The 20,552-nt window shown below is 67.1% G+C and carries 17 protein-coding genes; 5 read left to right on the top strand and 12 right to left on the bottom strand.

Going from position 1 to position 20,552, the window contains the following annotated elements; translation table 11 throughout:
- Positions 1 to 30: 30 nt before the first annotated feature.
- The 3 genes from PI990_RS07740 to ybaK are packed head-to-tail and all read right to left on the bottom strand — an operon-like array spanning position 31 to position 2,858.
- Positions 31 to 822, bottom strand: coding sequence for a substrate-binding periplasmic protein (locus tag PI990_RS07740; RefSeq protein WP_184491585.1), 792 nt, complete (start codon positions 820 to 822; stop codon positions 31 to 33).
- A 39-nt stretch (positions 823 to 861) separates the two neighbouring features.
- Positions 862 to 2,358, bottom strand: a complete 1,497-nt coding sequence (gene glpK / locus PI990_RS07735) for a glycerol kinase GlpK (RefSeq protein ID WP_271660278.1) — start codon at positions 2,356 to 2,358, stop codon at positions 862 to 864.
- Positions 2,359 to 2,387: 29 nt separating this feature from the next.
- Positions 2,388 to 2,858: a Cys-tRNA(Pro) deacylase gene (ybaK, locus tag PI990_RS07730; RefSeq protein WP_021222791.1), complete on the bottom strand. Its 471-nt coding sequence runs from the start codon at positions 2,856 to 2,858 to the stop codon at positions 2,388 to 2,390.
- A 106-nt stretch (positions 2,859 to 2,964) separates the two neighbouring features.
- Between ybaK and PI990_RS07725 the strand changes: the two genes are divergently transcribed.
- Positions 2,965 to 3,723 (top strand): DeoR/GlpR family DNA-binding transcription regulator, encoded by a 759-nt coding sequence (locus PI990_RS07725; RefSeq protein ID WP_021222792.1) that lies wholly within the window; start codon positions 2,965 to 2,967, stop codon positions 3,721 to 3,723.
- 138 nt (positions 3,724 to 3,861) lie between these two features.
- Complete coding sequence (gene glpD / locus PI990_RS07720; protein WP_265167852.1) at positions 3,862 to 5,388, top strand: glycerol-3-phosphate dehydrogenase; 1,527 nt, start codon at positions 3,862 to 3,864, stop codon at positions 5,386 to 5,388.
- A gap of 187 nt (positions 5,389 to 5,575) precedes the next feature.
- Here the strand turns inward: glpD and PI990_RS07715 are convergent, their stop codons facing one another.
- Positions 5,576 to 6,568: an alpha/beta fold hydrolase gene (locus tag PI990_RS07715; RefSeq protein ID WP_043242827.1), complete on the bottom strand. Its 993-nt coding sequence runs from the start codon at positions 6,566 to 6,568 to the stop codon at positions 5,576 to 5,578.
- 374 nt (positions 6,569 to 6,942) lie between these two features.
- Here PI990_RS07715 and glyA point away from each other — a divergent pair, with 374 nt between their 5' ends.
- Positions 6,943 to 8,199 carry a serine hydroxymethyltransferase gene (gene glyA / locus PI990_RS07710; protein ID WP_271660277.1) on the top strand — a complete coding sequence of 419 codons (1,257 nt, stop codon included), beginning with the start codon at positions 6,943 to 6,945 and terminating at the stop codon, positions 8,197 to 8,199.
- Positions 8,200 to 8,255: 56 nt separating this feature from the next.
- Here glyA and metE read toward each other — a convergent pair whose 3' ends face one another.
- Positions 8,256 to 10,544, bottom strand: coding sequence for a 5-methyltetrahydropteroyltriglutamate--homocysteine S-methyltransferase (metE, locus tag PI990_RS07705; RefSeq protein ID WP_271660276.1), 2,289 nt, complete (start codon positions 10,542 to 10,544; stop codon positions 8,256 to 8,258).
- Positions 10,545 to 10,653: 109 nt separating this feature from the next.
- Here metE and metR point away from each other — a divergent pair, with 109 nt between their 5' ends.
- Entirely contained in the window at positions 10,654 to 11,571 is a 918-nt protein-coding gene (gene metR, locus PI990_RS07700) for a transcriptional regulator MetR (RefSeq protein ID WP_021217003.1), read from the top strand.
- 238 nt (positions 11,572 to 11,809) lie between these two features.
- Here the strand turns inward: metR and PI990_RS07695 are convergent, their stop codons facing one another.
- The 3 genes from PI990_RS07695 to PI990_RS07685 form a co-directional block, all read right to left on the bottom strand.
- Complete coding sequence (locus PI990_RS07695) at positions 11,810 to 12,886, bottom strand: bifunctional transcriptional activator/DNA repair enzyme AdaA (RefSeq protein WP_271660275.1); 1,077 nt, start codon at positions 12,884 to 12,886, stop codon at positions 11,810 to 11,812.
- Between the two features lie 126 nt (positions 12,887 to 13,012).
- Positions 13,013 to 14,335 carry an APC family permease gene (locus tag PI990_RS07690; RefSeq protein ID WP_271660274.1) on the bottom strand — a complete coding sequence of 441 codons (1,323 nt, stop codon included), beginning with the start codon at positions 14,333 to 14,335 and terminating at the stop codon, positions 13,013 to 13,015.
- A 125-nt stretch (positions 14,336 to 14,460) separates the two neighbouring features.
- Positions 14,461 to 15,276 carry a carbon-nitrogen hydrolase family protein gene (locus PI990_RS07685; RefSeq protein WP_271660273.1) on the bottom strand — a complete coding sequence of 272 codons (816 nt, stop codon included), beginning with the start codon at positions 15,274 to 15,276 and terminating at the stop codon, positions 14,461 to 14,463.
- A gap of 151 nt (positions 15,277 to 15,427) precedes the next feature.
- Here PI990_RS07685 and PI990_RS07680 point away from each other — a divergent pair, with 151 nt between their 5' ends.
- Positions 15,428 to 16,216 (top strand): helix-turn-helix transcriptional regulator, encoded by a 789-nt coding sequence (locus PI990_RS07680; protein ID WP_271660272.1) that lies wholly within the window; start codon positions 15,428 to 15,430, stop codon positions 16,214 to 16,216.
- Between the two features lie 292 nt (positions 16,217 to 16,508).
- Here the strand turns inward: PI990_RS07680 and PI990_RS07675 are convergent, their stop codons facing one another.
- From PI990_RS07675 to PI990_RS07660, 4 genes are all read right to left on the bottom strand, one after another.
- A complete protein-coding gene (locus tag PI990_RS07675; protein ID WP_271660271.1) occupies positions 16,509 to 16,832 on the bottom strand; it encodes a type II toxin-antitoxin system RelE family toxin in 324 nt (107 codons plus the stop codon).
- A complete protein-coding gene (locus tag PI990_RS07670) occupies positions 16,798 to 17,070 on the bottom strand; it encodes a type II toxin-antitoxin system Phd/YefM family antitoxin (RefSeq protein WP_172435033.1) in 273 nt (90 codons plus the stop codon). Before PI990_RS07670 ends, PI990_RS07675 begins: the two co-directional genes overlap by 35 nt.
- Positions 17,071 to 17,387: 317 nt before the next feature.
- Entirely contained in the window at positions 17,388 to 18,698 is a 1,311-nt protein-coding gene (locus PI990_RS07665; RefSeq protein ID WP_271660270.1) for an NAD(P)/FAD-dependent oxidoreductase, read from the bottom strand.
- Positions 18,699 to 18,807: 109 nt separating this feature from the next.
- Complete coding sequence (locus PI990_RS07660) at positions 18,808 to 20,172, bottom strand: glutamine synthetase family protein (protein ID WP_271660269.1); 1,365 nt, start codon at positions 20,170 to 20,172, stop codon at positions 18,808 to 18,810.
- Positions 20,173 to 20,552: the final 380 nt, after the last annotated feature.

Genomic DNA, 20,552 nt, shown 5'->3' with positions numbered 1-20,552 from the left:
TATAGACAGGCGTCGTAATCCCGCCGCCAATCAGGGCGTCGTCACGCCATAGCTGCGCATCAGGGCATCCAGCCGGCCCGAGGCGCGGTAACGCTGCAGGCCCGCCTCGAACAGGGCGTTGTAGCGGGCGCTGGCCTCGATGGCGGGCGAGAAGGCCAGGTAGATGGGCACGTCCGGGGCGCGGCAGCCTGCCGACTGCAGGCGGTCCTGCTGGCGGGTACGGGCCAGCAGGTTCTCCATCACCCAGCTGTTCTCCACCGTGGCGTCGAGGCGGCCGAAGCGCACCTTCTCCACGTTCATCTCCAGTGCCTGCTCGCCGGAAACCACCTGCACCCGGTCGCCCTTGGCGCGATGCATGCGGACGTAGGCGTCGATTTCCTGGCCATAGCTGTAGCTGTTGATGGTGCCCAGGCGCACCTGCGCCAGCGAACCCAACCCCTGGTAGCGCCAGGGCGCGCCCTGGGCGACGTAGAAGCACATGCGCGAAATGCCAGGCGCGGTGGGGGTGTAGAGGAAGTCCGGGGCATCCTGGATGCCGGCGCCTATCACCGCGTTGAGCTTGCCGGTGCGCGCGTCGCTGATGGCCCGCGCCCAGTTGATCACCCGGTACTCAACCTGGATGCCGGCCTCGGCGAAGATATCCCGCGCCAGCTCGACGAAGATGCCGGGCTTGGCCGACTCGGGCGCGCAATTGATGGGGCACCAGATATCCCCGGCAATGACCAGGGTCTCGGCCCGCGCGGGGCCGATGGCGAGAAGGGCGAACAGGCCGAGAACCAGCCTGCGCCATGGTCGATGAACACGTGCATCCCTGACAGCCACGTCAAACTCCCTGCGTTGCTTACCGCTCCAGTGTGCAGCTTACGCCTCGGAGGCCTCGCTGCGTACCCGCTGGACGGCATCCAGCCATCCGTCGTAAAGCTTGGTCCGATGCGCGGTCGCCATGTGCGGGGTGAAGCGCTGCTGGCGGTGCCAGTGCCGGGCGATCTCGTCGAGGTCGCGGTACAGCCCCGCCTTCAGGCCCGCCAGGTAGGCCGCGCCCAGGGCCGTGGTCTCGGTCACCTCGGGGCGTTCCACCGCCACGCCGAGAATATCGGCGAGGAACTGCATCACCCAGTTGTTCTCCACCATGCCGCCATCCACCCGCAGCGCGCTGGGTGCGGCAGCGCCGTCCTGGCTCATGGCCTCCAGCAGGTCGCGGGTCTGGTAGCAGACCGATTGCAGGCCGGCGGTGACGATCTCCTTGATCCCGGTGTCGCGGGTCAGGCCAAAGATCGCGCCACGGGCGCGCGGGTCCCAGTAGGGGGCACCCAGGCCGGTGAAGGCCGGCACCAGGTACACGCCGCAGGCATCGCCGGTCTGCTCGGCCAGGGCCTCGGTGTCGCGGGCATGGCTGATCAGCTTGATGCCGTCGCGCAACCACTGCACCGCCGCGCCGGCGACGAAGATGCTGCCCTCCACCGCGTAGGTGACCTTGCCGTCCAGGCGATAGCCAACGGTGGTGAGCAGGCGGTTGCGCGAGGTCACGGGCGTCTCGCCGGTGTTCTGGATCAGGAAGCAGCCGGTGCCGTAAGTGCTCTTGACCATGCCCGGCTGGAAGCAGGCCTGGCCGATCAGCGCGGCCTGCTGGTCACCGGCCATGCCCAGCACCGGGATGGCCGCGCCCAGCAGCGGCGCCTCGGTGGTGCCGAAGTCGGCGGCGCTGTCGAGCACCTCCGGCAGCAGGCTGGCGGGGATCTCGAACAGCTTGAGCAGCGCCTCGTCCCACTGCTGGGTGTGGATGTTGAAGAGCATGGTCCGCGAGGCGTTGGTGGCATCGGTACGGTGCGCCTTGCCGCCGGTCAGGCGCCAGAGCAGGAAGCAGTCCACGGTGCCGAAGCGCAGCTCGCCCCGCTCCGCGCGGGCCCGGGCGCCCGGCACGTTCTCGAGGATCCAGCGCAGCTTGGTGGCGGAGAAGTAGGGGTCGATCAGCAGGCCGGTGCGACGGGCGACTTCGTCTTCGTGACCGGCCTCCTTCATGGTCGAGCAGTAATCGGCGGTGCGGCGGTCCTGCCAGACGATGGCCGGGTGGATCGGCGTGCCGGTGGCGGCGTCCCACACCAGGGTGGTCTCGCGCTGGTTGGTGATGCCGATGGCGGCGATGTCCGCGGCCGGCATACCGCTCTTCTGGATCGCCTCGCGGCAGACCTTGAGGGTGGTCAGCCAGATTTCCTCACCGTCGTGCTCGACCCAGCCGTCCTTGGGGAAGTACTGCTTGAACTCCTGCTGGGCGCGGGCCACGGGCAGGCCCTGGGCGCTGAAGACGATGGCGCGACTGCTGGTCGTGCCCTGATCGATGGCAAGTAGGTACTGGGCCATATGCAGGCTTCCTTGTTGTTATGGGGGCGTCACTCGCGGCCGATCGCCGCGAACTGCGCCTGGGTGTGCTGGGCCAGGGTGTCCGCACTCAGCTCCACTTCCAGGCCGCGCCGCCCGGCGCTGACATGGATGCTCGGGTGCGCCCGGGCCGATTCGTCGATGAAGGTGCGCAGGCGCTTCTTCTGCCCCAGCGGGCTGATGCCGCCCACAAGGTAGCCGGTGGCACGCTGGGCCGCATCCGCCGCTGCCATGTCCACCTTCTTGGCCCCGGCCGCATGGGCCAGCGCCTTGAGGTCGAGGGTGCCGGCCACCGGCACCACGGCCACCAGCAGCTCACCCTTCTCGGTGGCCGCCAGCAGCGTCTTGAACACCCGTGCCGGGTCCAGGCCAAGCTTCTCCGCCGCTTCCAGGCCATAGGAAGGCGCCTTGGGATCGTGGGTGTAGCTGAGCACCTTGTGCTCGGCCTTGGCTTTCTTCAGCAGATCGATGGCAGGGGTCATGTTCGATTGTGAAAACAGGAGGGCGAATTGGGCGTACCTTAGCTGAAAAGTCGCCGTTCGGCAGCACGTCGCTATAATGCGCGACAAAAATCCGGAAGCCGTTCCCATGACCTTGGCTCCTCGCCAGCAGGAAATCCTCGACCTCGCCCGCGACCGTGGCTACGTCAGCATCGACGAGCTGGCCCAGGCCTTCGCCGTGACCCCGCAGACCATCCGCCGCGACATCAACCAGTTGGCCGAACAGGGCCTGCTGCGGCGCACCCACGGAGGTGCTGCCAGCGAGTCGTCGAGCATCCAGAACACCGCCTACGCCATGCGCGCCGGGCTGATGCGCGACGAGAAGCAGCGCATCGCCGAAACCGTGGCGGCGCTGATTCCCGACCATGCCTCGCTGTTCATCAACATCGGCACCACCACCGAAGCCATCGCCCGCGAACTCATGGGCCACAAGGGTCTCAAGGTCATCACCAACAACCTGCACGTGGCCGCGCAACTGGCCGACCGCGCGGATTTCGAGGTGCTGGTGGCCGGCGGCACGGTGCGCAGCGACGGCGGCATCGTCGGCCCCTCGGCGGTGGACTTCATCCAGCAGTTCAAGGTTGACTACGCCATCGTCGGCATCAGCGGCATCGACGATGACGGCAGCCTGCTGGACTTCGACTACCAGGAAGTCCGCGTCTCCCAGGCCATCATCGACAACGCCCGCCAGGTGCTGCTCGCCGCCGACTCCAGCAAGTTCGGCCGCAACGCCGTGGTGCGCCTGGGCTCCATCGCCCTGGTGGACCGCGTGATCACCGACCACGCGCCCTCCCCCGCCCTGGCCCGCCTGATGGCCGAGCACAAGGTCCACCTCGACCTGGTCTGAGCCGCGCCAGCGCGCCCCTCCTTTCGTCGCCCACCCGCTCGCAGCCGCGCATGCGGGCTGGCGGTTTCATGCGTATTCGACTAGCATTTTTCGGAAACGAACATTCAAAGTTCACTTTCGACTTACGGTGCCGCCTGCATGAACCCTCCGATGAGCCGCCAATCGCCCATTTCCGAAGTCTATGACCTGGCCGTCGTCGGGGGCGGCATCAATGGCGTGGGCATCGCCGCCGATGCGGCCGGGCGCGGGCTGTCGGTTTTCCTTTGCGAAAAGGACGACCTCGCCCAGCACACCTCCTCCGCCAGCAGCAAGCTGATCCACGGCGGCCTGCGCTACCTCGAGCACTACGAGTTCCGCCTGGTGCGCGAAGCCCTGGCCGAGCGCGAAGTGCTGCTGGCCAAGGCCCCGCACATCGTCCGCCCCATGCGCTTCGTCCTGCCCCACCGCCCGCACCTGCGCCCGGCCTGGATGATCCGCGCCGGCCTGTTCCTCTATGACCACCTCGGCAAGCGCGAGAAGCTGCCGGGCTCCCGCGGCCTGAAGTTCGGCGCCGGCAGCCCGCTGAAGGCGGACATCGCCCGCGGCTTCGAATATTCCGACTGCTGGGTCGACGACGCCCGCCTGGTGGTGCTCAACGCCATGGCCGCCCGCGAGAACGGCGCGCACATCCACACCCGCACCCGCTGCGTCAGCGCCCGCCGCAGCAAGGGCCTGTGGCACATCCACCTGGAACGCGCCGATGGCACCCTGCTGTCGATCCGCGCCCGCGCCCTGGTCAACGCGGCCGGCCCCTGGGTGGCGAAGTTCATCAAGGACGACCTCAAGCAGAAGTCGCCCTACGGCATCCGCCTGATCCAGGGCAGCCACATCATCGTGCCCAGGCTGCACGACGGCGAGCACGCCTACATCCTGCAGAACGAGGACCGCCGCATCGTCTTCGCCATCCCCTACCTGGAACGCTTCACCCTGATCGGCACCACCGACCGCGAATACCAGGGCGACCCGGCCAAGGTGGCGATCAGCGCCGAGGAAACCGCCTACCTGCTGGATGTGGTCAACCGCCACTTCAAGCAGCAGATCAGCGAGAAGGACATCCTGCGCACCTATTCCGGCGTGCGCCCGCTGTGCGATGACGAGTCCGACGACCCTTCCGCCGTCACCCGCGACTACACCCTGTCGCTGGAAGCCCACCCGGGCGAAGCGCCGCTGCTCTCGGTGTTCGGCGGCAAGCTCACCACCTACCGCAAGCTCGCCGAATCGGCCCTGGCCCAGCTGGCGCCGTTCTTCCCCAACGCCAAGCCGAGCTGGACCGCCAGCCAGCCGCTGCCCGGTGGCGAGCAGATGAGCAGCCAGGCCGAGCTGGCCGAAGCCCTCTGTGCCCGCTTCGGCTGGCTGCCCGACAGCCTGGCACGGCGCTGGGCCGGCACCTATGGCAGCCGTACCTGGAAGATGCTGGATGGCGTGCAGAACCTCACCGACCTGGGCGATCACCTCGGCGGTGGCCTGTACAGCCGTGAAGTGGATTACCTGTGCCGCGTGGAATGGGCCACCGGCCTGGACGACATCCTCTGGCGCCGCACCAAGCTCGGCCTGTTCATGACCCCCGGCCAGCAGGAACGCCTCGCCCAGTACCTGCTCAACCGCCCCAAGGCCGATGCCGCCTGATCCGCTCCCAGGTACGCCCTGCAACCCGGGCTGAAGCCCGGGCTACGGAATCACCTTACTACCCGTCACGGTAGGTAGCCTGGGCTTCAGCCCGGGGAGCCTGGCACGAAGTGGGGGATGACCTTGGAGCGCCTATTGGTGGGCTGAAGCCCACCCTACCCCCTCTCATAGCCCTCCAGCGATGAACTCAAAGCTGCGCCACGTGCCCATCCACCTGCCGATGGGCCAGCAGGTGCGGCAGTACCGCCGCCAGCAGGGGCTCCTTGAAGGCCTCCTGGAAGCGATGGGCCAGCCCCGGGATAAGCTTCAATTCCGAACCCTTGATATGCGCCGCCACGTGCACGCCATGCATCACCGGCAGCAGCGGGTCGGCGGTGCCGTGCACCACCAGGGTCGGCACGCTCAGGCGGTTGAGCATCTCCACGCGGCTCGGCTCGGCGAGTATCGCCAGCATCTGCCGCTGCACGCCCTCGGGGTTGAAGGCACGGTCATAGGCCCGCGCGGCCTGCTCCAGCAGTTGGGTGCGATCGTCCGCCACATCCGGGCTGCCCAGGGCGGCCAGCAGATCGGCCTGCTGTTCCAGTGCCACCTCGCGGCTCGGCGCCTCACGGCGGGCCAGCAGGGCGATCAGCGCATGGCTCGGTGCCGGCAGCCCCTGGGCGCCGGAGCTGGTCATCACCAGGGTCAGGCTCAGCACCCGCTCCGGGGCGATATCGGCCACATGCTGGGCGATCATCCCGCCCATGCTCGCGCCCAGCACATGGGCCTGGCGGATATGCAGGGCGTCCATCAGGCTCAGCGTGTCACCGGCCATGTCACGCAGGCTGTAAGGCGCCTGCACGGGGAAGCCCAGGCGGTAGCGCACCGCTTCGTAGGTCAGGTTGGCGGCGGGTTCCGGGTGGGTCCAGGCGGATAGGCCGACGTCGCGGTTGTCATAGCGGATCACCCGGAAACCCTGCTCGCAAAGGGCCGCCACCACCTCGTCCGGCCAGTGGATGAGCTGGCCGCCCAGCCCCATGATCAGCAGCAGCGCCGGGTCCTTTTCATCGCCGATGCTCTGGTAGGCCAGCCGCACTTCGCCCAGGTGCACGGTCTCCGTCGGCACCTGCGTATCGCAGCGCGCGGAGGCAAAAGCGGGCAGGCCGCACAGCAAGGCGGCGAGGAAAATGAAAAGACGCATGATGAAAATCCAGAACGCAAAACCCCAGTGAAACGCGATTCTGATGAATCTCTTTCGTGCGCACTGCCACAGAACCGTGACAGTTTCATGAAGGGCGCCCAACGGTCGTTGCGGGCCTCTGCAATGGCATTTCCACGAGCCTTGTAGCGTTGCCGTTACAGCGTAACGGCAACGCTACAGCCGCTGCAGGCCCGGGCTGACGGGAGTCAGACTGCAGCGGGCGCGTCCGGGTTCGCCCTGTTGTAGCGAAATCCCTACAGCCGCTTCGTCGTGCTCCACCCCGAATATCCCCAACCCCTTGATAACCCTGTGTTTATTACCCCTGGCACCGCCCTTGCTATCCCTCACCCCAGGACCATGACCGAGGATTTCCCATGTTCAGCAAGCACGACCAGATCCAGGGCTACGACGACGAACTCTTCAGTGCGATGCAGGAAGAAGAACAGCGCCAGGAAGACCACATCGAGCTGATCGCCTCCGAGAACTACACCAGCCAGCGGGTGATGGAAGCCCAGGGCAGCGGCCTGACCAACAAGTACGCCGAGGGCTACCCGGGCAAGCGCTACTACGGTGGCTGCGAGTACGTCGACAAGGTCGAGCAACTGGCCATCGACCGCGCCAAGGAGCTGTTCGGCGCCGACTACGCCAACGTCCAGCCGCACTCTGGTTCCTCCGCCAACTCCGCCGTCTACCTGGCCCTGCTCAATGCCGGCGACACCCTCCTCGGCATGAGCCTGGCCCACGGCGGCCACCTGACCCACGGCGCCAAGGTGTCGTCCTCGGGCAAGCTGTACAACGCCGTGCAGTACGGCCTCGACACCCGCACCGGGCTGATCGACTACGACGAAGTCGAGCGCCTGGCCGTGGAGCACAAGCCGAAGATGATCGTCGCCGGCTTCTCCGCCTATTCGAAGACCCTCGACTTCCCGCGCTTCCGCGCTATCGCCGACAAGGTCGGGGCGCTGCTGTTCGTCGACATGGCCCACGTCGCCGGCCTGGTCGCTGCCGGTCTGTACCCCAGCCCGCTGCCCTACGCCGACGTGGTCACCACCACCACCCACAAGACCCTGCGCGGCCCGCGCGGCGGCCTGATCCTCGCCCGCAAGAACGAAGAGATCGAGAAGAAGCTCAACTCCGCCGTGTTCCCCGGTGCCCAGGGCGGCCCGCTGATGCACGTCATCGCCGGCAAGGCGGTGTGCTTCAAGGAAGCGCTGGAGCCCGGCTTCAAGACCTACCAGGCCCAGGTGATCAAGAACGCCCAGGCCATGGCCCAGGTGTTCATCGAGCGCGGCTTCGACGTGGTCTCCGGCGGCACCGACAACCACCTGTTCCTGCTGTCCTTGATCAAGCAGGGCCTGACCGGCAAGGACGCCGACGCCGCCCTCGGCCGCGCCGGCATCACCGTGAACAAGAACGCCGTGCCCAACGACCCGCAATCGCCCTTCGTCACCTCGGGCGTGCGCATCGGCACCCCGGCCATCACCACCCGTGGCTTCAAGGAGCCGCAGAGCATCGAGCTGGCCGGCTGGATCTGCGACATCCTCGACCACCTCGGTGATGCCGATGTCGAGGCCCAGGTGGCCAAACAGGTCGCGGCCCTCTGCGCGGACTTCCCCGTCTACCGCGGCTGATCCGCGCCCATGAAAAAGGCGGCCCGAGGGCCGCCTTTTTCGTTACCACGCCCTGCTCAGGCGAACTGCGCGCGCAACTGCCGCGCCGCCGCCACCATGTTCACCAGTGCCGCTTCGGTCTCCGGCCAGGCGCGGGTCTTCAGGCCGCAATCCGGGTTGACCCACAGGCGCTCGGCGGGGATGCGCTCGGCCGCCTTGCGCAGCAGGCCGGCCATCTCGGCGCTGTCCGGCACACGGGGCGAGTGGATGTCGTAGACGCCCGGGCCGATCTCGTTGGGGTAGGCGAAGGCCTTGAAGGCTTCCAGCAGCTCCATGTCCGAGCGCGAGGTCTCGATGGTGATCACGTCGGCATCCATGGCGGCGATGGACTCGATCACATCGTTGAATTCGCTGTAGCACATGTGGGTGTGGATCTGGGTCTGGTCCGCCACGCCCGAGGCGCACAGGCGGAAGGCCTCGGTGGCCCAATCCAGGTAGCCCTGCCAATGGCTGCGGCGCAGCGGCAGGCCCTCGCGGAAGGCCGCCTCGTCGATCTGTACGATGCGGATGCCCGCCGCCTCCAGGTCCACCACCTCGTCGCGGATGGCCAGCGCCAGCTGCCGGGCCTGCTCCTCGCGGGTCAGGTCCTCGCGGGGGAAGGACCACATCAGCATGGTCACCGGGCCGGTGAGCATGCCCTTCATCACCTTGTTGGTCAGGCCCTGGGCGTAGCGGATCCAGTCCAGGGTCATGGCTTTCGGGCGGCTCAGGTCACCGAAGATCACCGCCGGCTTCACGCAACGCGAGCCGTAGCTCTGCACCCAGCCGAAGCGGGTGAACAGGTAGCCGTCCAGCTGCTCGGCGAAGTACTCGACCATGTCGTTGCGCTCTGCCTCGCCGTGCACCAGCACGTCCAGGCCGAGCTGCTCCTGCACCTCCACCGCGTGGCGAATCTCGCTGTGCATGGCCTCGGTGTATTCGGCCGCCGACAGCTTGCCCTGCCTGAAGGCCTGGCGCGCCAGGCGGATCGACGCCGTCTGCGGGAAGGAGCCGATGGTGGTGGTGGGGAACAGCGGCAGGTCGAGGTGCGCGCGCTGCTGGCGGATGCGTTCGGCGAAAGGCGAGCGGCGCTGGCCGTGGGCCGGCTCGATGGCCGCCAGGCGTGCCTGCACCGCCGGCTTGTGGATACGCGGCGAGCGCGCACGGTCGGCCTGCACGGTGCGGCTGTGGGCCAGGGCGGCCAGCACCTCGGGGGCTTCCGGCTCGTTCAGGGCACGGCCGAGGATGGCGACCTCGGCGCACTTCTGCACGGCGAAGGCGAGCCAGTCCTTGAGTTCGCCATCGAGCTTGTCCTCACGGCCCAGGTCCACCGGGCTGTGCAACAGCGAGCAGGACGGCGCCACCCACAGGCGCTCGCCCAGGCGTTCATGGGCGTGCCGGAGCACATCCAGGGCCTTGTCCAGGTCGCAGCGCCAAACGTTGCGGCCATTGACCAGGCCCAGGGACAGCACCTTGTAGGCCGGCAGGCGGTCGAGGATGGTCGGGTACTGCTCCGGGGCGCGCACCAGGTCGATGTGCAGGCCGTCCAGCGGCAGGCTCGCGGCCAGGCCGAGGTTGTCTTCCAGACCGCCGAAATAGGTGGCGATCAGCTTCTTCAGCGGCTCGCGCTGCAGCAGGTTGTAGGCACGCTCAAAAGCATTCTTCCAGTCCTGGGGCAAGTCCAGCACCAGGATCGGCTCATCGATCTGCACCCACTCCACGCCCTGGGCGGCCAGGCGCTGGAGGATCTCCCCGTAGACCGGCAGCAGGCGATCCAGCAGGTCGAGGCGGTCGAACTCACCGCCCTTGGCCTTGCCCAGCCACAGGTAGGTCAGCGGGCCGATCAGCACCGGCTTCACTTGGTGACCCAGGGCATGAGCCTCGCCCACCTCCTCGAACAGCTGCTCCCAGCTCAGTTGGAACTGCTGGTCAGCGGTGAACTCCGGCACCAGGTAGTGGTAGTTGGTATCGAACCACTTGGTCATCTCCTGGGCATGAGCGCCGCCGCAGCAACCGCCGGAAACGCCACGAGCCATGGCGAACAGGGTGTCCAGGCCGGGCTTGCCGCTGTGGGGGCGGAAGCGCTCGGGCACCACGCCGAAGGTCAGCGAATGGGTCAGCACCTGGTCGTACCAGGCGAAGTCGCCCACCGGCAGCAGCTCGATGCCGGCGTCCTTCTGCAGTTGCCAATGGGTGGCGCGCAGGTCACGGCCAACAGCGCGCAGCCCGGCTTCGTCGAGTTCACCTTTCCAGAAGGCTTCGAGGGCTTTCTTCAGTTCGCGGTCGCGACCGATGCGGGGGAATCCAAGACTGTGGGCCAGGGCCATGGCATGACGCTCCATTCAGGTTGATGGCGCTATTGTCGACAGCCAGGCCTCCATGAGACAAACTCAACATTTTCTCGTTCGTCACAAATTCTGCTCATAGAGAATCGCCATGCTCGAGTTCCGCCACCTCAAGACCCTGCACGCCCTGCGCGAGGCCGATAGCCTGGTGGAGGCGGCGGAACGCCTGCACCTCACCCAATCGGCCCTCTCCCATCAGTTCAAGGAACTGGAGGAACGCCTCGGCATGCAGCTGTTCGTGCGCAAGACCAAGCCGGTGCGCTTCACCAGTGCCGGCCTGCGCCTGCTGCAACTGGCCGACTCGCTGCTGCCGCAACTGCGCAACGCCGAGCGCGACATCGCGCGGCTGGCCGGCGGCACCGCCGGGCGCCTGCACATGGCCATCGAATGCCACAGCTGCTTCCAATGGCTGATGCCGACCATCGACCAGTTCCGCGATGCCTGGCCGGAAGTGGAGCTGGACCTGGCCTCGGGCTTCTCCTTCGCCCCGCTGCCGGCCCTGGCCCGTGGCGACCTCGACCTGGTGGTGACCGCCGACCCCATCGACCTGCCCGGCATCACCTACGTGCCGCTGTTCACCTACGAAGCGCTGCTGGCGGTGGCCAACCAGCACCCGCTGGCGGGCAAGCCCTACATGGTCCCCGAAGACCTGGAAACGGAAACCCTGATCACCTACCCGGTGGAACGCGACCGCCTGGACATCTTCACCCGCTTCCTCGAACCCGCCGACGTCGAACCGGCCCAGGTGCGCACCTCGGAACTCACGGTGATGATGATGCAGCTGGTGGCCAGCGGCCGCGGCGTCTGCTGCCTGCCCAACTGGGCGCTGCACGAGTACAGCTCGCGCGGCTACGTCACGGCCAAGAAGCTCGGCGAAAAATCCCTCTACGCCACGCTCCACGCCGCCATCCGCTCGGACATGCTCGACGCCCCCTTCATGCGCGACTTCCTGCTCACCGCCAAGGACACCTCCTTCGCCACCCTCGAGGGCGTCAGCGCCGCGCGCTGACCCGCAGGCACAGGCCAACTGTAGGGGCGACTTCAGTCGCCAAGCGGTGCGCAGCATCGCCAAGGGCTTCGCGAGCAGAGCTCGCTCCTACGAGGAGGCATGTGCCAACCCGTGGGAGCGAATTCATTCGCGAAAGCAGGCCGCAGGACTGCCGGCAAACTCCCGGCCCGCCGAGAACCCCATCGCGAATGAATTCGCTCCTACACCGATTCCCGGCCGCCCATCCGTAATCCGGGCTTCAGCCCGGTACTGCGCGCCCCATCCGCCGCTCATGCTCGATCAGCCAGCGCTTGCGCCACAGCCCGCCGCCGTAGCCGGTGAGGGAACCGTCGGAGCCGATGATGCGGTGGCAGGGGATGACGATGGCGATCTGGTTGGTGCCATTGGCGCGGGCCACGGCGCGTACCGACGAGGGCGAGCCGATGGCGCGGGCCAGGTCGGCGTAGCTGCAAGTGATGCCGAAGGGGATCTCGCGCAGGGCCTGCCACACGCTGCGGGTGAAGGCCGAGGCGCCCATGGCCAGCGGCGTGGCGAAGACCACCGGCTCGCCGGCGAAGTAACGCGAAAGCTCCGCCTCGATCTGGTCGATGGGGGCGAAGCGGCCGAAACCGATACTGGTGCCGGTGAGTTTCTGCAGGTTCTTCAGTTCGTTGGCCAGGGCCGGCCGGTCGAAGAACTCCAGCAGGTGCAGGGATTGCGCGTCCGCCACCGCCAGCATCACACCCAGGGGCGTTTCCAGCCAGTCGGCCTTGAGCAGCTCGCGCCCGCGCAACTGCGACGGCGGCTCGCCCAGCAGACGGGTGAAGGCGCTGCGGAAGCCGCTGTCGGAATCGAAGCTGGCAGTCACTTGGGCGTCCACCACCCGCGCCCCGGCGGAGAGCTGGGCCAGGCCGTGGCCGATGCGGCGCAGGCGGGCCATCTCGAGGAAGGTCACGCCGAAGTGGCGTTTGAAGGCACGACGCACCGTGGACGGGTCGTGGCCGAGGGCGACTAGGTCGCCTTCCAGCCAGCGCCGCTCCTGATCCTGCTCCAGCAGCGCGATCAACTCCTTGACCAGCGGCTCCTGGGCACCCATCTGGTCCAGCGGGCGGCAGCGCAGGCAGGGGCGGAAGCCCGCCTCGACGCAGGCCTTGATGCTGCCGAAGAACACCGAGTTCTCCCGCTTGGGCTTGCGCGCGGCACAGGTCAGGCGGCAGAACACTCCGGTGCTCTTGACCCCGACGAAGGCGAAGCCCTCATAGGCCGGGTCGCGCTCCAGCAGCGCCTGGTACAGGGTCTCGTCATCGGGTAGCGAATCGAACAGCGGGGCATCCATGGCCGGCTCCGGAACCGAGGGAAAAAGAGCGCCCACTTTATGCCAGGAAACCGACCTTTGCCGCCTCGGATCGGGCGTCTATTCCGCCGGGCGGGCGAGCGAGGTGCCCGCCCTCCCCGGCAGCCGTCAGGCCTCTTCGAATTGCAGCTCCGGCGGCTGGCGACGGAAGCCACCGGTGAGCCAGGCGAGGTAGATCACGCCCAGGGCCAGCCACGACAGGCCGAGGATGATGGCCAGGTGGTCGAGGCTGATCATCAGCCACAGGGTGGAGACCATGCCGATCAGCGGGCACACCACGAACAGCAGCGCCTCGCGCGGGCCGCGTTTATCGCTGCGCAGCCAGTAGTGGAAGATCACCGACAGGTTCACCAGGCTGAAGGCCAGGAAGGCGCCGAAGTTGATGAAGGAGGTGGAGGTGGTCACGTCCATCTCCAGTGCCAGCAGGGCCACCACGCCGCACAGCACGATGCTGCCCACCGGGGTGCCGAAGCGCTCGCTGAGGCGGCCGAACAGGGATTGCGGCAGCACGCCGTCGCGGCCCATGGCGAACAGCAGGCGCGAGGCGCTGGCCTGGGCGGAGAGGCCCGAGGTGAACTGGCCGACGATCAGGCCGATGAGGAAGACCGACACGAACACATCACCGCCGATGTTGCGGGCGATCTCGTAGGCCGCCGAGTCCGCGCTCTGGAACTCGATGGACGGGTGCGCCAGCTGCACGAAGTAGGAGGTGGCGATGAAGATCAGGCCGCCGACCAGGGTGATCAGCAGGATCGCCCTGGGAATGGTGCGGCTCGGGTCGCGGGTCTCTTCGGTGAGGGTACTCACCGCGTCGAAGCCGAGGAAGGAGTAGCAGGCGATGGCCGCGCCGCTCATCACCAGCGGCAGGTTGAGCTCCTCGCCAACGAAGGGTGCCAGGGACCACAGCGGCTTGCTGGCATCGCCCAGCACGTAGTGCACGCAGAGCGCGACGAAGGCCAGCAGTACCAGGAACTGCACCAGCATCAGCGCGCCGTTGATGTTCTTCGCCAGCTTCAGGCCGACCACGTTGATGGCCGTGGTGACGCCGATGAAGGCCAGCACCCAGACCGCCTGGGGCACACCGGGGAAGGCGGAATGCAGGTAGGCCGCGCCGATCAGCCAGATGGCCATGGGCAGGAACAGGTAGTCCAGCAGCACCGCCCAGCCAGCGAGGAAGCCCAGCTTGGGGCTGATGGATTTGCGCACGTAGGTGTAGGCCGAGCCGGCCACCGGGAAGGCCGCGGCCATCCGTGCATAACTCAGGGCGGTGAACAGCATGGCCAGTGAAGCGGCCACGTAGGCGGCGGGAACCAGGCCCTGGGTGACGTCGGCGAGGATGCCGAAGGTGCCGAGGACGATGATCGGGGTCATGTACGCGATGCCGAACAGCACCACGGACCCCAGCGACAGGGTGCGCTGAAGACGAGCCATTACTGCTACTCCGAATTGTTGGTTGTTATGGCAGAGCCGAAGTCGGCGAAGGTGGAGCGACCGCCCAATGCAGGCGGCAATGCGGGCGCCTCGGGGGCGCCTCGGGGGCGCCCGTCAAATCAGAGTCAGGGAATCAGCAGCTCGCGACGGCCGTCGGCGTGCTCGCGCATCTCGCCGGGCAGCACCATGCGCCGGTCGTCGAGGTAGCGGTAGTCGCTGCGTGCGGCGGCGATCTGGCCGAGGTCCAGTTCGATGATCTGCCGGCACTCCTCGCGCCCGGCCTCCAGCAGCAGGCGGCCAAAGGGATCGACCACGGCGCTGCCACCGGCGAACACCAGGTCGCCATCGCCCTCACCCACGCGGTTCACCATCACGGCGAAGGCCTGGTTCTCCATGGCACGGCCCATGATCGCGGTGCGATGGGTGGGGCCGTAGGGGTCCATGTTGCCGTTGGTGACGATGATCAGCTCGGCGCCGAGCTGGCCAAGGGCGCGGGCGCTCTCGGGGAATTCGATGTCGAAGCAGATCAGCAGGCCCACGCGCACACCCTTGAACAGGCAGGTGGCGTAGCGGTCGCCGGGGGTGAAGATGCCGCGGTCCGAGGCCCAGAGGTGGGTCTTGCGGTATTTGAGGGCGATGCCTTCGGGGGTGATCAGCAGCGTGGTGTTGTAGTAGGTGCCGGCGTCGTTCTCGGCCACGCCTATGGCCACGGCGACGTCGCGCTCGCGGGCGGCGCGCTGCACGGCCTGGACGGTGGGGCCCTCCAGCGGCTCGGCGACGGCGGCGATGTTCTCGCGGGTGGGGAAGCCCATCAGGTGGGTTTCCGGGAACACCACCAGATCGGTGTCGGCGGCGCAGGCGGCGATGGCTTCCAGGGCGCGGGCGAGGTTGTAGGCGGTATCGCCGTCACGACCGGCCAGCTGGACGAGTTCGACCTTCATGGGGACTCCTGATTCTTGTCTTGGCACGAGACCTGATTGCGCAAACCGGTCAGAATGCGCGCTGCGTCGGTCCCGGGTGTTCCCGAAGTATGGAACCGCCGACGCTTCCGGTGAAATTACGCCCGCGTGGTAACCCATCAGGGGTAGAAGCATGACGTTGAGCCTTCAGGACATCGCCTGGCACCGCTCGGTGGGGCAACTGATCGAAGCCCTGGACGCCCCGGGCTTCTGGGTCGCCCTGGTGCGCACCCTCGGCCAGTACGTGCCCCACGACAGCTGGGTGGCGCTGCTGTTCAGCGAGGGCCGACCCCAGGTGTTCGCCGAATGCCCGGGCGAGGACGGCGAGCCGGACCTGCTGTTCCAGGACTACCTGGACGGCCTCTACCTGCTGGACCCCTTCTATATCCACAGCCGCGAGAGCACCCGGGGCGGCCTGCTGCGCCTGGCCGACGTGGCGCCGGAATGCTTCGAGCAGACGGACTACTACCAGCGCTACCACCGCCTCAACGTGGTGGCCGACGAGTTGCAGTTTAACGTGACGCTGGAGGGCGGCCGCACCCTATGCCTGTCCCTCGGCTCACGCCAGGCCTTCACCCCCGAACAGGTCGCCCTGCTGAGCTTGGTGGAACCCTGGGTGACGGCACTGATGCGCCAGCGCCTCGCCTTCGAGGCCGAACGCCTGGCCAGCACCCCGCAACCGGCGCCGAACTGGGAAGTGCAGCTGGAACAGGTGGGCCAGCAGGTGGAAAGCGCCCTCACCGCCCGCGAACTGGAAGTGGCCCGGCTGATGCTCAGCGGCTGCTCCAGCAAGGAAGTGGCGCGCAAGCTGGCCATCTCGGCGGAGACGGTGAAGGTCCACCGCAAGCACATCTACGCCAAGCTCGGGATCAAGTCGCAGTCGGAGCTGTTCTCGCTGTTTCTCAAGGCGCAGCGGGGGTAGAGCACAGCGAAATCCATGCTGCGCAATGGCGCTCCCGGGCGAATGAATTCGCCCCTACAGGTGCGCCATGAAGCACCGTAGGTTGGCGCCGAGCGCAGCGAGGCCCAACGCATCGGGGCCCCGGTTCAACGCCAGCGTGGGAGCGAATTCATTCGCGATGGGGCCCAGTGCGCGGCCAATCGCGGTTGAAACCGCCCCCACAGAAGGCGCACCGCACTCTGCTCCCCTCAGCGGCGGCGTTGACGAATGCCGTTACCCAGGTTGAAGCACCTGGGCGCAGTGCTGCGACGGCTCAAGGGCCCTGCAAGCGCTTGGTCGCAGCGCCATAGATTTTGCTTCGCTCTCGCTTGCCCACGGCGATCACGGTGACAACCACGCGACTGTCGATCACCTCATATACCAGCCGGTAGCCGATGGCACGCAGCTTGATCTTGTAGCAGTTGGGCATATCCCGGAGCTTGTCGGCCTCGACTCGGGGGTTGTCGAGCCGTTCCTTGAGCTTTCTGGCGAACTGCAACTGGATGGTCTTCCCCAGCTTTCCCCACTCCTTGAGCGCTTGAGCGTTGAACTCCAGGTCGTACTTAGTCGGCTCCGCCGGCTTGCGCGATGAGGTCATCGATATCTACCCGTACAGTAGGTTCACCAGCCCGAGCGCGCACGGCTTCAGCCAGTTGCAGATCGTCAATCAGTTCCAGCATGGCTTCGTAGCGTGCAGGGGGCACGGCATAGAACGCCGGTTCATTTCGATTGAGGATCACGACCGTTTCGCCGCCACCTTCACGAATGGTGCCCATGGGGTCTTTTTTCAGTTCCGTCACTGACGCCGCAACGTCAGCCAAAACCACGTAGGTCATCGCCATATCTGCCTGTTCTCCGCTATCTGCGCTTCTAAGGTGCCTGAGCTCATTTCCAAGGGCCGAACCATCAAGCTTCGCTGAGCTACTGTCGGGTTCTCTGCTGTGGCCGAGCTGTCTTGGTCAAGGTCATGTGTGCGAACAGAGAGGACTCGCAGAATAGCACCGAAAAAAGCACTCCTAAAAGTGCTTTTCGAGCATCTGAATATGCGACTTCGAGAAGGAAAGGCGATACCCCGAAAGATAGGGGGCAAGCACGAGTTCGGTGAAGCCATACGGCAGGCACCGCCCCTGCACACCCCGCGCTACGACGGTCTTTAGCGCAGCTTCTCCAGCATCTGGTAGTACCACATGCCCACGGCGAGCATCGGGTTGCCGAACACGTCGCCCATGGGAACCTTGATGTGCGAGCAGTCGGCGAAGGTGTCGTAGTGGCCGAGGCTGCCGGTCATGGCCTGGGCCATGATCTCGCCCATGATGTGGGTGGTGGCGATGCCGTGGCCGGAGTAGCCCTGGCAGTACCAGACGTTGGGCGAGAGCTTGCCCAGCTGCGGGATGCGGTTGATGACGATGCCCATCGCGCAGCTCCACTGGTAGTCGATCTCGATGCCCTTGAGCGCCGGGAAGGTGCGTTCGATGGCCGGGCGCAGCTCGCCGGCGATGTCCCGCGAGTCACGCCCCGAGTAGTTGGCGCCGCCGCCGAGCAGCAGGCGCTTGTCGGCGGTGAGGCGGTAGTAGTCGAGCACGAAGCGGCAGTCGTAGACGGCCAGGTCCTGGGGGTTGATGCGCTCCGCCAGCTCGCCCAGCGGGCGGGTGGTGACGATGCCGCCCATGGCCGGGAAGATCATGCCCTTGAGCTTCTTCGGCTCCAGCTTGTGGTACACGTCGCCGGCCAGCAGCACCTGGCGAGCGTTGATGCGGCCCTGGGCGGTGACCACCGCCGGGCGCTCACCGTGGACGATCTCCAGCACCTCGGAATGCTCGAAGATCATCGCCCCCAAACTCTCCGCCGCACGGGCTTCGCCGATGCACAGGTTGAGCGGGTGCAGGTGCATGTTGCGGGTGTTCTTCAGCGCGCCCAGGTAAAGGTCGCTCTCCAGGTGCTGGCGCACGCCGGCGGCGTCGAGCAGGGTCACGTCGTCCCCCATCCCGCGGCGCTGGGCCTCCTCGAAGGATTCGCGCAGCTCGTCCATATGGGCGGGCTTCATCGCCGCGTGCAGGTGGCCGTGCTTGAGGTCGCAGGCGATGCCGTACTTCTCCACCCGGCTCTTGATGATCGCGTGGCCGCGCCAGCGCAGGTGCCAGATGAAGTCGTCCACCTCCTGCCCCAGGCGCTTGCGCATCTGCTTGCGCATGGCGCCGTCGCCCGAGAGGCTGCCGGTGACCTGGCCGCCGTTGCGCCCGGTGGCGCCCCAGCCGATCTTCTTCGCCTCCACCAGGGCGACCTTGAGGCCGCGCTCGGCCAGCTCGACGGCGGTGGCGACGCCGGTAAAGCCGCCGCCGATTATCACCACGTCGGCCTCCACCGTGCCCTGCAGGGTGGGGTAGTCGGTCTCGGAATTGAGGGTGGCGGTGTAGTAGGAGGCGCAGCGCTCGGCGCTGGGCGTGGTCTTCAATGCAACATTCATCTTCGGTTCCTGCAAGGCCCTCGGGGCCCTATCTGTACGAATTCGGTTTTCCTGCTCGATGCAGCACGACAGCCGTCGTCCCGCACACGCGGGGCGGCCTGGCCAGGCATCAGGCCTGGTTGAGGTACCAGCGCCAGTCCTGCTCGCCCACTTCGGCCATGAACTGGCGGTACTCGGCGCGCTTCACCGCGAGGTAGACGCCGAGGAATTCCGCGCCGAGGGCCTCGCGCGCCCAGCTGGAGTTCTCCAGGGCCTGCAACGCGGTGAGCCAATCGGTGGGCAGCAACTCCTTGGCCTGTGCATAACCGTTGCCTTCCACCGGCTCGCCCGGGTCGATCTCGTCGCGGATGCCACGGTGGATGGCGGCGAGGATGGCGGCCGCCGCCAGGTAGGGGTTGGCGTCGGCGCCGCAGATGCGGTGCTCGATGTGGCGGGTGTAGGCCGGGCCGCCGGGCACGCGCAGGCTGACGGTACGGTTATCCACACCCCAGGTTGGGGCCAGGGGCGCGTAGCTGTTGGCCTGGAAGCGGCGGTAGGAGTTGGCGTTGGGGCAGAACAGCAGCAGCGAATCCAGCAGGGAGGCGAGCATGCCGCCCACGGCCAGGCGCAGTTGCGGGGTGCCGGCCGGGTCTTCGCTGGCGAACAGGTTGCGGCCTTGCCCATCGGCCAGGCTGACGTGCATGTGCATGCCGGTGCCGGCCAGGTGATCGAAGGGTTTGGCCATGAAACAGGCCTGCATGCCGTGGGCGTTGGCCACGCCCTTGACCAGGCGCTTGTAGCGCACGGCCTGGTCCATGGCCTCCAGCGCGTCGCCGTGTTCCAGGGTGATTTCCACCTGGCCCGGCGCGTATTCGGAAATGGCGGTACGGGCGGGAATGCCCTGTGCCTTGCAGGCCGCGTAGAGGTCGGCGAGGAAGGGCTCGATCTGCTCCAGCTCGCGCAGGCCGTAGACCTGGGTGGTGCGCGGGCGGCGGCCGTCGCTATCCAGCGCCGCTTGCGGGCGGCCCTGGGCATCGGGCTTCTGGTCCAGCAGGTAGAACTCCAGCTCGCAGGCCATCACCGGGTGGAAGCCATCGGCCTTGAGGCGCTCGATCACCTCGATCAGCACGTGGCGCGGGTCGGCGATGGCGGCGGGCATGCCTTCGCTCGGGTGCATGCTGACCTGCACGGCGGCAGTAGGCATGCGCCGCCAGGGCAGGCGCACCAGGCTACCGGCCAGCGGGTAGGCGCGGCAGTCGATGTCGCCCACGTCCCAGACCAGGCCGGAGTTCTCCACGTCGTCGCCATTGAGGGTGAGGCCGAGGATGGTGCTCGGCAGCGGCCGGCCGCTCTGGTACACGGCGAGCAGCTCATCGCGGTGCAGCAGCTTGCCCCGTGGCACGCCGTTGGCGTCGAGGATGAACAGCTCGAAGGTGTCGATATCGGGGTTCTGGTCGAGAAAGTCTCGGGCTTCCTGCTCTGTGGCGAATTTCATCTGGCTCTCTTCAGCGCCGCGACGGGCGCAGGTGATGATCCCGGGCAAGGCCATGCAAACACTGTGCAGCCGTGCGTTCGGGAACGGATCGTCATCAAGGTAGGCCAGTTTCCGCAGCGGGAACCGGCCGGCGATCAGAAGGGAGCAGCGTCCGGCGGGCGCGCGTGGCGGCAGTGCCAGAGGGCCCAGAAGGCCAGTTCGAGGGGAAGGGAGACGCTGGGTTGCCCCGGCCACCGGCGCTCGCACCGCCGCCCGCGCCCTGTCGGTGCGGCGAGGGGCTCGGGTGGTGCAATCAGTGACGGGGGAAAACCCATTGTGGAACGCCTGGATATGGAATGGCACGAGCCTCGCACGCCGCCAAGGATGCTTAAAATCCAGTT

The organism is Pseudomonas sp. TUM22785 (assembly GCF_028198105.1).
Lineage (GTDB): Bacteria > Pseudomonadota > Gammaproteobacteria > Pseudomonadales > Pseudomonadaceae > Metapseudomonas > Metapseudomonas solani.
The sequence above is the reverse complement of the archived record's forward strand: the minus strand, read 5'-3'. Positions and strand labels throughout refer to the sequence as shown.